Below are 12,070 nucleotides of genomic sequence, written 5' to 3'. Positions count from 1 at the left end.
CGATGGAGAGTAAACGTCTGGACAGTGCCGCGCAGGCGGCGGGAATTAGCCTCAGTTACATCAATGCGCACGGCAAACCGCAGTCTATTGGTGCGGACACCAAAAGACGTTTGCTGGATGCCATGCATAAAACCGACGCGAAAGCGTCGGGTACGCCAGTGCCGAACGTGAAGGTCTTTACCGCAGGCAAAAAGATGCCGCTGACGGTGGAAGGGCGCGGCGAATTCAGCTGGCTGCTCACTACCGAAGAGGGGCACCAGCACAAAGGCCACGCCACCGGCGGCAAAACGATCAACCTTCCGGCAAAGCTGCCGGAGGGCTACCACAGCCTGACGCTCACCCAGAATGACAGCCGCTTCCACTGTCGGGTGATCGTCGCGCCGAAGCGCTGCTATGAGCCGCAGGCGCTGCTCGAAGGCAAAAAACTGTGGGGCGCCTGCGTGCAGCTCTATACGCTGCGTTCCGACAGCAACTGGGGCATCGGCGATTTCGGTGACCTGAAGAATATGCTGGTATCCGTGGGGGAGCGCGGCGGGGCGTTTATCGGCCTCAACCCGATCCACGCCCTCTATCCGGCCAACCCGGAAAGCGCGAGCCCGTACAGCCCGTCTTCCCGCCGCTGGCTGAACGTGATTTACATCGACGTCAACGCGTTAGACGATTTCAAAAACAGCAAAGAGGCGCAGGCCTGGTGGAAGCTGGACACCACGCAGCAGATGCTGCAACAGGCTCGCGATGCGGAGTGGGTGGACTATGCCACCGTGACCGCGTTAAAAATCGCGGCGCTGCGTCTGGCATGGAAGGGCTTTGCGAAGCGTGACGACGCGCAGATGGCAGCCTTCCGCCAGTTTGTGATGCAGGAAGGTGAGAGCCTGTACTGGCAGGCGGCGTTTGATGCGCTGCACGCGTATCAGGTGCAAGAGGACGAGATGCGCTGGGGCTGGCCGGTGTGGCCGGAAGCGTATCAGTCCGTGGATACCCCGGAAGTAAAAGCGTTCTGTAAGACGCATGCCGACGAGGTGGATTTCTATCTCTGGTTGCAGTGGCTGGCGTACAGCCAGTTTGCCGCCTGCTGGCAGGTGAGCCAGGGCTATAACATGCCGATCGGGCTGTATCGCGATTTGGCCGTCGGCGTGGCGGAAGGCGGGGCGGAAACCTGGTGTGACCGTGAGCTTTATTGCCTGAAGGCTTCCGTGGGTGCGCCGCCGGACATCCTGGGCCCGCTCGGTCAGAACTGGGGCCTGCCGCCGATGGATCCGCACGTGATGGCGGCGCGTGCCTACGAGCCGTTTATCGACCTGCTGCGCGCGAACATGCAGAACTGCGGGGCGCTGCGTATCGATCACGTGATGTCCGTGCTGCGTCTGTGGTGGATCCCATACGGTGAAACGGCCGATCACGGGGCGTACGTGCAGTATCCGGTGGACGATCTGCTGTCGATCCTCGCGCTGGAGAGTCAACGTCATCAGTGCATGGTGATTGGTGAAGATCTCGGTACGGTGCCGGTTGAGATTGTCAGCAAGCTCCGCGACAGCGGGGTTTACTCCTACAAAGTGCTCTATTTTGAAAACGACCTTGAGAAAACCTTCCGCGCGCCGAAAGCGTACCCTGAACAGTCAATGGCAGTCGCGACGACGCACGATCTTCCTACGCTCAGAGGCTACTGGGAAAGCGGTGACCTGACGCTCGGCAAAACGCTGGGTCTCTATCCTGATGAAGAGGTTCTGCGCGGGCTGTATCAGGATCGCGAGCTGGCGAAGCAGGGGCTGCTGGACGCGCTGCATAAGCATGGCTGTCTGCCGAAGCGCGCCGGGCATAAGGCGTCGCTGATGTCGATGACGCCAACGCTTAACCGTGGCTTACAGCGCTTTATTGCCGACAGCAACAGCGCGTTGCTCGGCCTGCAACCCGAAGACTGGATTGATATGGCGGAGCCGGTTAACGTTCCCGGCACCAGCTATCAGTACAAAAACTGGCGTCGCAAGCTCTCCACTACGCTTGAGAAGATGTTTACGGATGACGGCGTGAACAGGCTGATTAAGGATTTGGATAAGCGGCGAAAAGCAGCCGGGAAGAAGTGATAAAAAACCCGCCAGTGGCGGGTTTTTTATTATCAGGTAATGCTCATGTAGGTCGGGTAAGGCGTAGCCGCCACCCGACTTCGGGCATTAAACCACCATATTCAACAGCAGCACCCCGACCAGGCCACACACCGAAATAATGGTCTCCAGCGCGGACCAGGACTTGATGGTTTCACCGATGGTCAGGTTGAAGTACTCCTTGAACAGCCAGAAGCCCGGATCGTTCACGTGGGAGAAAATCACGCTACCGGAACCGACCGCGATAACCATCAGCTCAGGGCTGACGCCCGTCGTGGCAATCAGCGGTGCAACGATGCCGCCCGCGGTGATCGCCGCAACGGTTGCAGAACCCAGCGCAATACGCAGAACGGCGGCGATAGACCACGCCATCAGCAGCGGGGAGACGTTGGTTTCGTGCATCATGGCAGCGATGTATTTATCCACGCCGCTGTCGACCAGCACCTGCTTGAACGCGCCGCCGCCGCCGATGATCAGCAGCATCATGGCGATGATTTTGATGGAAGAGGTCAGCGTGTCGTTGATCTGATCCATGGAGCGACCGCGGTTAAGACCGAAGGTGAACATCGCAATCAGTACCGCAATCAGCGTTGCCATTACCGGGTCGCCCAGGAACTCTGCAACGGACAGGAACGCGTGACCTTTCGGCAGAACCATCTCCGCTACGGCACGCATCGCCATCAGGATCACCGGCACCAGTGAGGTCCAGACGCTGACGCCAAAGCCCGGCATCTCTTCTTCTGAGAAGGTTTTGGCGCTGTACAGGCCTTCCGGGATGGGCTTATCAATGCTTTTCAGGAAGCGCGCATAAACAGGGCCCGCCAGGATAACCGTTGGGATCGCCAGAATCGTGCCGAACAGCAAGGTTTTACCCATATCGGCGTGGAAGATGGTGGCGATAGCGGTTGGGCCCGGGTGCGGCGGCAGGAAGCCGTGGGTGACGGACAGCGCCGCAGCCATCGGCACGCCCACGAACAGCAGCGGGATATTGGCGGCAGCGGCGATGGTGAACACCAGCGGCAGCATCAGCACGAAGCCCACTTCATAGAACAGCGCGAAACCGACGGTAAAACCGGTTAAGACCACCGCCCACTGGATATGCTGCTTGCCAAATTTATCGATAAGCGTGGTGGCAATACGCTGCGCGCCACCGCAGTCCGCGAGCATTTTACCCAGCATGGCGCCGAAGCCCATGATCAGCGCCAGGCTGCCGAGCGTACCGCCGACACCGGCTTTGATGGAGCTGATAACTTTAACCAGCGGCATTCCCTGCATCAGACCGACTGCAAGTGCCACCAGAACCAGAGCGATAAATCCGTTCATTTTGAAGCGGATCATCAAGAGCAGTAATAACACAACACCGATAGCGACGATGACTAATGGCATGATTGACCTGGCCTTTGAATTGTTATGGGTAACGTCATTGTTTCAACGACAAATTCCGGTTGTCCCAACTGGGAACAGAGCGTTAACGGCACTCATACTGATGCCTGCGAAAACGTTAAGTTTAGTCGGCTGTTATAGGGGTGTTGAGTGCCCATGGGAATGATACGGGTAACATGCTGTGATTGAGAATCACCCAGGGAGGCAAAATGTGAATTATGAGACGCAGGTCAACATATGGAGTGAGATCGGCGGGAAATCAAAAGCCGGGTGGCGGCTTCGCCTTACCCGGCCTACGATCCTTGCAGACTGTATTTGTAGGCCCGGTAAGCGCAGCGCCACCGGGCAATACAGACGGGTACTGAATTAGTAGTAAGAGTGCTCGCCGCGCTGGTGCTCGGTCAGATCGCGCACGCCTTTCAGTTCAGGGAATTCGTTCAGCAGCTGCTTTTCGATCCCTTCTTTCAGGGTAACATCGACCATGGAGCAGCCGTTACAGCCGCCGCCAAATTGCAGGATCGCCAGACCCTCTTCGGTGATTTCCATCAGGGAAACTCGTCCACCGTGGCCGGCAAGCTGTGGGTTGATCTGCGATTGCAGCAGATATTCCACGCGCTCCATCAGCGGGGCATCGTCAGAGACTTTACGCATCTTCGCGTTTGGCGCTTTCAGCGTCAGCTGAGAGCCCAGCTGGTCGGTAACGAAATCAATCTCCGCATCTTCAAGATACGGCGCGCTCAGCTCATCAACGTATGCGGTGAGCTGTTCAAATTTAAGGGCAGTGTCAGTTGCTTCCACGGCATCCGGAGGACAATAAGAGACACCACATTCTGCATTCGGAGTGCCTGGATTGATCACAAACACGCGGATCTGCGTCCCTTCTTCCTGATTTGCCAGCAGTTTGGCAAAGTGCGCTTGTGCAGAATCGGAAATACGGATCATAGCTTTGGCCTAATAGTTGACTAAATTACCTGGGTATAATCATACGCCCATTGGAGAAGGGCTACAAGGTACGGCACAGACACCATACCTGAACTGACGCGGCGCCGCTTTGCAAAAGCAGTCGGGAAAGTTCAGCGACGGTACTGCCCGTGGTGACGACATCATCCACAATCGCGATATGGAGACCGTTGACCGGCAATTCAAGGCGAAAGGCGTTTTTCAGGTTCCTTTTGCGCAGCCGGGCATTGAGGCGGTGCTGAACCGCAGTGGCATGTACGCGCTTCAGCGCGCAGGCAGCGTACCGACAGCCCAGCCAGCGGGCGAGCGGACGGCACAGCAGGTCGCTTTGATTATATCCCCGCTGCCAGTGGCGACGCCGGAAGAGGGGCACGTTCATAATTATGTCGATCTTCGGCAGCCCCCGTGTTCGCCGCGCCTGCAAGACCGCCAGTAATAGCAGACGCGCCAGCGGCTTCGCCAGGCGGGTCTGGCTGGAAAACTTAAACTGATGAACCAGACGGCTCAGCGGCAAAACGTAATCATCCACCGCCACCAGCGCGTGCCACGGCGGCGCTTTTTTCAGGCATCGACCGCAGGGGAGCGTCTGGCTGACGGCAGGCAAGCCGCATTGCGGGCAGCCCTTCAGCCAGCCCAGCGCTCGCGTACAAACGGAACAGACGCCCCACTTACTCAGCGCAAGCGGCATTCGGCATAGCCAGCACAAGCCGGGCACTGTTAGCATACGCAACCTCCATGTAAAAAAAGAGAACGATAGCTGATGAAGACGCTGTGGTGGCAGACCGTTGGAACGGGAAATTGTCATCTTGTGCTGCTGCACGGATGGGGACTGAACGCCGAAGTGTGGCGTTGCATAAGTGAGGAACTGGCCTCGCAATTTACGGTGCACCTGGTCGATCTGCCGGGGTATGGCCGCAGCCGCGGCTATGGGGCGATGACGCTCGACGACATGGCGAAGCAGGTTCTGGATGCCGCGCCGCAAAAAGCCGTCTGGCTCGGCTGGAGCCTTGGCGGGCTGGTGGCAAGCCAGATTGCGCTGAGCCATCCTGAGCGGGTGCAGGCGCTGGTGACCGTGGCCTCATCACCCTGCTTCAGCGCCCGCGAGGCGTGGCCGGGCATTAAACCCGAGGTGCTCGCCAGTTTCCAGCACCAGCTGAGCGAAGACTTCCAGCGGACGGTGGAGCGTTTTCTGGCGCTACAAACCATGGGGACAGAAACCGCCCGTCAGGATGCACGGACGCTGAAGCAGACGGTGCTTTCCCTGCCGATGCCGGACGTTGAGGTACTGAACGGTGGGCTGGAAATCCTGAAAACGGTCGATCTGCGCGAGCCGCTGGCATCGCTGGCGGTGCCGCATCTGCGTATTTATGGCTATCTGGATGGGCTGGTCCCGCGTAAGGTGGTTCCGCTGCTGGATGCGCTGTGGCCGGAGAGTCAGTCACGGGTGGTTGCCAAAGCGGCACATGCGCCTTTCATCTCTCATCCTGCTGAGTTTTGTTCGGCGCTGTCCGGTTTTATTAGCGAAGCGTCCACCACTCCCTGAGGCAGGCTTTACCATCCGGGCAATGTTTACAGCTGCCGGACAGACAACCGTCCGGCTCTTCCTGAATGCGCACGACTTTTCCCATGGCCTCCAGCCTTTCCAGCATGGCATCGATCATCGGCTGCGGCGTATGCAGGCTGAGGCTGAGCTGCTTCGCCTCCATTCGCCCCTGCAACGCCAGTAAGTCCCGGACCTGAATCAACGATGCCATCGCTTTCCTCCTCAGTGACAGTCGCCCGCAGGGCTGCTACAGCAGGTGGTTGGGGTTTTGCGCGTCGCCAGCAGATTAATGTCAACGCGGCTACGCGCCCGGCGCAGCAGGCCAATCACCAGCACGTTGAACAGGATCACCGCCAGAATACAGACCAGGCTGTAGCGCGGATGCTGACTGTAATTGACGGTCTGATAAAACACCGTCGCCAGCGAGTAGGCAATGTTCAGCCCCCAGAGAATGGAGAAGCCCATCCAGCCGCGGCTGGACTCGCGGGCAATGGCGCCCATCACCGAGATGCACGGAATATAGAGCAGGACGAAGATCAGGTAGCTATAGGCCGCTGACGCGCTGCCAAATTTCTGGCCCATCACGCCCATTGCTCCGGTCGCCATTTCGCCGTCGCCTTTGCTGGCTTCAATCGGGTTCGCCAGCACGCTCAGGCTGAAGGTATCTTTCAGGCTCTGCCAGGTCTCTTCCACCGCGCCGAGCAGTTCATCGCCGAGGTGAAACGCTGCCGGATTAAACTCCTCTTCCTGGATATTCTCAGCGGTGTAGAGCGTGTTCAGGGTGCCGACCACCACCTCTTTCGCCATCGCGCCGGTGAACAGGCCCACGGTTGCCTGCCAGTTGTCTTCCTGAACGCCAATCGGTTTGAAGACCGGCGTAATGATCCGGCTGACGGAGGCGAGGGCGGAATCGTTAATGTTGTCCGCCGCCTGGCCGCTCAGGGTGAAGCTGTTCAGGGCGCTCAGGAAAATGCTGACGATAACAATCACCTTACCGGCGCGCAGAACGAAGCCCTTCAGACGTTGCCATGTCTGTATGACCAGACTTTTCAGGTGCGGAACGTGATACACCGGCAGCTCCATCACGAACGGCGACGCTTCGCCGCGCATGATGGTGTGCTTCAGCATCAGGCCGGTGAGGATCGCCATCACAATACCCAGCACATACAGGGAGAAGACGGCAAGCGCCCCTTCCTGACCAAAGAACGCCGCGGCAAAGACCGCGAAGATCGCCAGACGCGCGCCGCAGGACATGAACGGCGCCATCATGATGGTCATCAGGCGTTCGCGCGGTGCATCCAGCGTACGCGCGCCCATCACGGACGGCACGTTACAGCCGAAGCCGACAATCAGCGGCACGAACGATTTGCCCGGCAGCCCCAGCGCCTGCATCAGGCGGTCCATCACGAAGGCCGCGCGCGCCATGTAGCCGGAATCCTCAAGGAAGGAGAGGAACAGGTACATCATGCCGATTTGCGGCACCAGCGGGAGGACGGTGTTGATCCCGCCGCCGATCCCCTGCGCAAGGAAGATAGTCAGCCATTCCGGGAAGTGGAGGGTATAGCCCAGCCACTGAATGCCGTGCACGAAGATAGCGACAGAGCCGCCATCAAAGATGGGTTGTAATGCACCGCCGATGTTAATGGCGAGCAGGAACATCACGTACATCACCAGTAAAAAGATCGGCAAACCGAGGAAGCGGTTGAGCACAATCTTATCCACGGCGGCGGTGAAGCGGCTCGGTTCAGCGGTTAAGGCATTACTGACCACGTCACAGATCGCGGCGATGGCCTGATAGCGCGCATCGGCAATGTGCAGGGCCGGGTCATCCAGCTCGTCGCTCAGGCGGGCCAGCGCAACGTCCAGCTTATCCGCCGCATCGCCCGCGTAGGCGCGGCTGTAGATATCGCCTTCCAGCATTTGCAGGCCAAGCCACAGGCGCTGTCTGGCGGGCATGGTGTTGTCCATCTCCTGCGCCAGCTGTCTGGCTTCGCGCAGCAGCGGCTGGGCGTAGTGCACCAGCTCGACGTCGGCATTGCCCGCGTGGCGGTCAATCGCCAGCTTCAGGGCGTCAATGCCGCGCGCGCGGGTAGAAACCAGCGGAACCACCGGGCAGCCCAGACGGGCCGAGAGGGCGTCGACATCGATGCGCAGCTTTTGCTTTTCCGCGATGTCGAGCATGTTGAGCGCCACGATGCAGGGAATACCCAGCTCCAGCAACTGTAACGTGAGATACAGATTGCGCTCGAGGTTGGAAGCATCCACCACGTTGATGAGCATATCCGCGTCGCCGCTCAGAATATAGTGGCAGGCAATTTGCTCATCGAGAGAGGTCTGGGAGGAAATCGTAGTGAGGGAATAAGTTCCCGGTAAATCAACCAGCGTGACCTGGTTATCCGTCGTGGTGAACTGGCCTTCTTTGCGTTCAACCGTTACGCCTGCCCAATTTCCCACGCGCTGGCGCGCGCCGGTTAGCTGATTAAATAAGGTTGTCTTGCCGGAATTAGGATTGCCAATTAAGCCAATAGTTAATTTTTTCATTGTAGTAGACTCACTGAAACCGCTGGCTTGTTAACGGGATAAAGATTCAACTTCAATTAATGCGAGATCTTTTTTTCGCAGAACCAGATTAACGCGTCGGGTTTCGATATGAATGGGGTCGCCCAACGGCGCGACGCGCACCACCTGGAATGATGAGCCGGGTAGCATACCTAGTGACAGCAGCTTCTGCCGATAGGCCGGGCTTATCTCACGGGTAAAACCGATAATTTTCCACGCACTGTCTGGAGTGAATTGCATAGCGCCTGATTCCACGAGAGGTTAAATAATCTACACTGCGATGATAATGAGAATAGTTTTTATCAGCAATAATAAAAATGTGACGGGATGTTGTTAAGCGTATTATTTTGCGGTCGGATTGACCTTGCTCAATATTTGCGGAAGTACCGAAAGGGAAGAATAAATGTATTTTGTTAACGGAGTGATAAATAGTGGTTTAAATATGGATACACCATATTTATTTTAATTTCCTGCGGCCTGCTTGCCGGGCGGCACTGCATTTGCCCGGCCTACAAAATCGTAGGCCCGGTAAGCGTAGCGCCACCGGGCATTTACAGATTTAGCGTTTCTTACCCATTGCCGCTGCCAGCGCATCCATCATCGCGCTGTTGCCCGCCGGCTGTGCGTCGCGTCCGCGTGGCTTCGCGGCTTTCGCTGTCGGGCGCTGCTGTTCACGGCCACCGCCATTACCGCCACGGCGCGCGCTGGTGTCGCCCGGCTGCTCGTCCAGACGCATGGTCAGGGCGATACGCTTGCGCTGGAGATCCACTTCCAGCACTTTCACCTTCACGATGTCGCCCGCTTTGACCACGGTGTGCGGATCTTCAACGAACTTGTCGGCGAGGGAAGAGATATGCACCAGACCATCCTGATGCACGCCGATATCCACAAACGCGCCGAAGTTGGTCACGTTGGTCACCGCACCTTCCAGCACCATGCCCGGGAGCAGGTCATTCATGGTTTCCACGCCGTCAGCAAAGGTCGCGGTTTTGAACTCAGGGCGCGGATCGCGGCCCGGTTTTTCCAGCTCTTTGATGATGTCGGTCACCGTCGGCACGCCGAACTGTTCGTCGGTGAAATCCACCGCCTTCAGGTTACGCAGCGCGCTGCTGTCGCCCATCAGGTCTTTCAGCGCCTGCTGGGTGGCGGCCAGAATACGCTCAACGACCGGGTACGCTTCCGGGTGAACGGTAGAGGCATCCAGCGGGTTATCGCCGTGGTTGATGCGCAGGAAGCCCGCGCACTGCTCAAACGCTTTCGGCCCGAGGCGGCTCACCTTCAGCAGCTGCTGGCGGTTCTGGAACTGACCGTTCTCATCGCGCCAGGCGACGATATTCTGCGCCATCATGCGGGTCAGGCCTGCCACGCGGGTCAGCAGGGGCACGGAAGCGGTGTTCAGGTCCACGCCGACGGCGTTAACGCAGTCTTCCACCACCGCATCCAGCTTGCGCGCCAGCTGCGTCTGGCTCACGTCGTGCTGATACTGGCCCACGCCAATGGATTTCGGGTCGATCTTCACCAGCTCCGCCAGCGGATCCTGTAAACGACGGGCGATAGAGACCGCGCCGCGCAGGGAAACGTCCAGGTCAGGGAACTCCTGCGCCGCCAGCTCTGAGGCGGAATAGACCGATGCCCCCGCCTCGCTGACGATCACCTTCTGCGCCGTCACTTTCGGGAACTGCTTCTGCACGTCAAGATAGAAACGCTCGGTTTCGCGGGACGCCGTACCGTTACCGATGGCGACCAGCTCGACGTTATATTTTTCACACAGCGCCGCCACGACCGTCGCCGCCTTAGCCGCCTGGCCGGTGTGCGGGTAAATGGTGTCGGTGGCGACCAGCTTGCCGGTGCCGTCAACGACCGCCACCTTCACGCCGGTACGCAGACCCGGATCGAGCCCCATGGTGGCGCGCAGGCCAGCGGGGGCGGCCATCAGCAGGTCATGCAGGTTACGGGCGAAGACGTTGATCGCTTCGTCTTCGGCGCGCTCGCGCACGGTGCCCATCAGCTCGGTTTCAAGGTGCATCAGCACCTTAATGCGCCATGTCCAGCTCACCACGCCTTTGCGCCAGCTGTCCGCCGGGGCGTTGTTCAGGCGCAGGCCGAGATGATCGATAATGATCTGCTCGCAGTGGCTCTCTTTTGGCGGCTCGTCAAACTGCGGATCGGCATTCAGGGAGAGTTGCAGCACGCCTTCGTTACGGCCGCGGAACATCGCCAGCGCGCGGTGGGACGGCGCGGTAGAAATCGGCTCGTGGTGATCGAAATAGTCGCGGAATTTCGCGCCTTCTTCCTCTTTGCCGGTCACCACGGTGGAGACGATATGCGCATTCTTCCACAGGTAATCACGCACTTTGGCCAGCAGCGACGCGTCTTCGGCAAAACGCTCCATCAGAATGTAGCGAGCGCCGTCCAGTGCGGCTTTGGTGTCCGCTACGCCTTTGTCGACGTCGATAAATTTGGCGGCTTCGGTTTCCGGGTCGTGAGACGGCTCGTTCCACAGCAGGTCGGCCAGCGGCTCAAGGCCGGCCTCGATCGCGATCTGCCCGCGCGTGCGGCGCTTCGGTTTGTACGGCAGATAGAGATCTTCAAGTTCGGTTTTGCTCAGGGTGCCGTTAATGGCTTTTTCCAGGTCACTGGTCAGCTTGCCCTGCTCGCCGATAGATTTGAGGATCGCCTGACGTCGGTCTTCCAGTTCGCGCAGATAGCCCAGACGCGTCTCCAGGTTACGCAGCTGCGTGTCATCCAGACCGCCGGTGACTTCCTTACGATAACGTGCAATAAACGGCACGGTGTTCCCTTCATCAAGCAGGCGAACGGCAGCTTCTACCTGTTCGGCTCTGGCCTGAATATCACCCGCAATAATGCGGCAGAGCGACTCTTTCATCATGGTCAGTTCATCTTGTGGATCGAAAATCAGGGGGATAGTTATACGGGCTGACACCAAAAAATGCCAGCCGGGGAGGGCGCTCTCGGACTATTTAACATACTCGATTTCGTTGACGTACCAGCTTGCTTCACCGGCGGGCGTCTGGACAACGGCTAAATCGCCCACCTCTTTTTTCAGCAGGGCGCGGGCCATCGGTGAGTCGATAGAAATGTAATCCTTACGACCGAAAATTTCATCGTAACCGACGATGCGAAAACGCAGGGTGTTGCCATCGTCGTTTTCGATCTCCACCCAGGCGCCGAAGAAGACTTTACCTTCCTGCTGCGGGGAGTAATCGACGATTTTGAGATTCTCGAGGCACTTCGTCAGGTAGCGTACCCGGCGATCGATTTCGCGCAGCCGCTTTTTATTGTACTGGTAGTCCGCATTCTCGCTGCGATCGCCCAGGCTTGCCGCCCAGGTGACTTTTTTGGTCACTTCCGGACGCTCTTCGCGCCACAGGTAATCCATCTCTTTTTTGAGTTTTTCGTACCCTTCACGGGTGATCAGAGGCGTTTTCATGGTGCAGCCTTTAATGCCGGTTAACTGTCTTTGCGCACAATACGTAGCGCACAGTGTAACAGACAAGATTAATAA

At 58.3% G+C, this 12,070-nt stretch carries 10 protein-coding genes; 2 read left to right on the top strand and 8 right to left on the bottom strand.

Annotation, left to right across the window (positions count from 1 at the left end):
• The first annotated feature begins 2 nt into the window (after positions 1 to 2).
• Positions 3 to 2,081, top strand: coding sequence for a 4-alpha-glucanotransferase (malQ, locus tag IM300_RS07825; RefSeq protein WP_193036001.1), 2,079 nt, complete (start codon positions 3 to 5; stop codon positions 2,079 to 2,081).
• Between the two features lie 87 nt (positions 2,082 to 2,168).
• On the opposite strand, the gene gntT is transcribed toward malQ, so the two are convergent.
• The 3 genes from gntT to gntX all read right to left on the bottom strand — a co-directional run bounded on the left by gntT (position 2,169) and on the right by gntX (position 5,166).
• The gene (gntT, locus tag IM300_RS07820; RefSeq protein ID WP_193035999.1) at positions 2,169 to 3,485 is read right to left on the bottom strand and encodes a gluconate transporter; all 1,317 of its coding nucleotides are present in this window, start codon (positions 3,483 to 3,485) and stop codon (positions 2,169 to 2,171) included.
• A gap of 363 nt (positions 3,486 to 3,848) precedes the next feature.
• Positions 3,849 to 4,424: a Fe-S biogenesis protein NfuA gene (nfuA, locus tag IM300_RS07815; RefSeq protein WP_063449522.1), complete on the bottom strand. Its 576-nt coding sequence runs from the start codon at positions 4,422 to 4,424 to the stop codon at positions 3,849 to 3,851.
• Between the two features lie 61 nt (positions 4,425 to 4,485).
• Positions 4,486 to 5,166 (bottom strand): DNA utilization protein GntX, encoded by a 681-nt coding sequence (gntX, locus tag IM300_RS07810; protein ID WP_193035997.1) that lies wholly within the window; start codon positions 5,164 to 5,166, stop codon positions 4,486 to 4,488.
• Positions 5,167 to 5,202: 36 nt separating this feature from the next.
• On the opposite strand from gntX, the gene bioH reads away from it, so the two are divergent.
• Positions 5,203 to 5,985, top strand: a complete 783-nt coding sequence (gene bioH, locus IM300_RS07805) for a pimeloyl-ACP methyl ester esterase BioH (protein ID WP_193035995.1) — start codon at positions 5,203 to 5,205, stop codon at positions 5,983 to 5,985.
• Here bioH and feoC read toward each other — a convergent pair.
• From feoC to greB, 5 genes are all read right to left on the bottom strand, one after another.
• Positions 5,960 to 6,196 (bottom strand): [Fe-S]-dependent transcriptional repressor FeoC, encoded by a 237-nt coding sequence (gene feoC, locus IM300_RS07800; protein WP_193035993.1) that lies wholly within the window; start codon positions 6,194 to 6,196, stop codon positions 5,960 to 5,962. The genes bioH and feoC overlap by 26 nt on opposite strands.
• 11 nt (positions 6,197 to 6,207) lie before the next feature.
• Positions 6,208 to 8,526 carry a Fe(2+) transporter permease subunit FeoB gene (feoB, locus tag IM300_RS07795; protein WP_107534077.1) on the bottom strand — a complete coding sequence of 773 codons (2,319 nt, stop codon included), beginning with the start codon at positions 8,524 to 8,526 and terminating at the stop codon, positions 6,208 to 6,210.
• A gap of 30 nt (positions 8,527 to 8,556) precedes the next feature.
• Positions 8,557 to 8,784 (bottom strand): ferrous iron transporter A, encoded by a 228-nt coding sequence (gene feoA / locus IM300_RS07790; protein ID WP_006812243.1) that lies wholly within the window; start codon positions 8,782 to 8,784, stop codon positions 8,557 to 8,559.
• 319 nt (positions 8,785 to 9,103) lie between these two features.
• Entirely contained in the window at positions 9,104 to 11,434 is a 2,331-nt protein-coding gene (locus IM300_RS07785; protein WP_193036114.1) for a Tex family protein, read from the bottom strand.
• A gap of 87 nt (positions 11,435 to 11,521) precedes the next feature.
• Positions 11,522 to 11,995: a transcription elongation factor GreB gene (greB, locus tag IM300_RS07780; protein WP_014072116.1), complete on the bottom strand. Its 474-nt coding sequence runs from the start codon at positions 11,993 to 11,995 to the stop codon at positions 11,522 to 11,524.
• Positions 11,996 to 12,070 lie beyond the last annotated feature (75 nt).

The sequence above is a fragment of the Enterobacter cloacae complex sp. I2 genome (assembly GCF_014896205.1).
Lineage (GTDB): Bacteria > Pseudomonadota > Gammaproteobacteria > Enterobacterales > Enterobacteriaceae > Enterobacter > Enterobacter quasihormaechei.
The sequence above is the reverse complement of the archived record's forward strand: the minus strand, read 5'-3'. Positions and strand labels throughout refer to the sequence as shown.

Bases quoted from the DNA above. Each gene is read 5' to 3' on its own strand.
- feoC (WP_193035993.1), bottom strand. From the start codon at position 6,196: ATGGCATCGTTGATTCAGGTCCGGGACTTACTGGCGTTGCAGGGGCGA.
- feoA (WP_006812243.1), bottom strand. From the start codon at position 8,784: ATGCAATTCACTCCAGACAGTGCGTGGAAAATTATCGGTTTTACCCGT.
- greB (WP_014072116.1), bottom strand. From the start codon at position 11,995: ATGAAAACGCCTCTGATCACCCGTGAAGGGTACGAAAAACTCAAAAAA.
- gntT (WP_193035999.1), bottom strand. From the start codon at position 3,485: ATGCCATTAGTCATCGTCGCTATCGGTGTTGTGTTATTACTGCTCTTG.
- gntX (WP_193035997.1), bottom strand. From the start codon at position 5,166: ATGCTAACAGTGCCCGGCTTGTGCTGGCTATGCCGAATGCCGCTTGCG.
- malQ (WP_193036001.1), top strand. From the start codon at position 3: ATGGAGAGTAAACGTCTGGACAGTGCCGCGCAGGCGGCGGGAATTAGC.
- feoB (WP_107534077.1), bottom strand. From the start codon at position 8,526: ATGAAAAAATTAACTATTGGCTTAATTGGCAATCCTAATTCCGGCAAG.
- bioH (WP_193035995.1), top strand. From the start codon at position 5,203: ATGAAGACGCTGTGGTGGCAGACCGTTGGAACGGGAAATTGTCATCTT.
- nfuA (WP_063449522.1), bottom strand. From the start codon at position 4,424: ATGATCCGTATTTCCGATTCTGCACAAGCGCACTTTGCCAAACTGCTG.
- IM300_RS07785 (WP_193036114.1), bottom strand. From the start codon at position 11,434: ATGATGAAAGAGTCGCTCTGCCGCATTATTGCGGGTGATATTCAGGCC.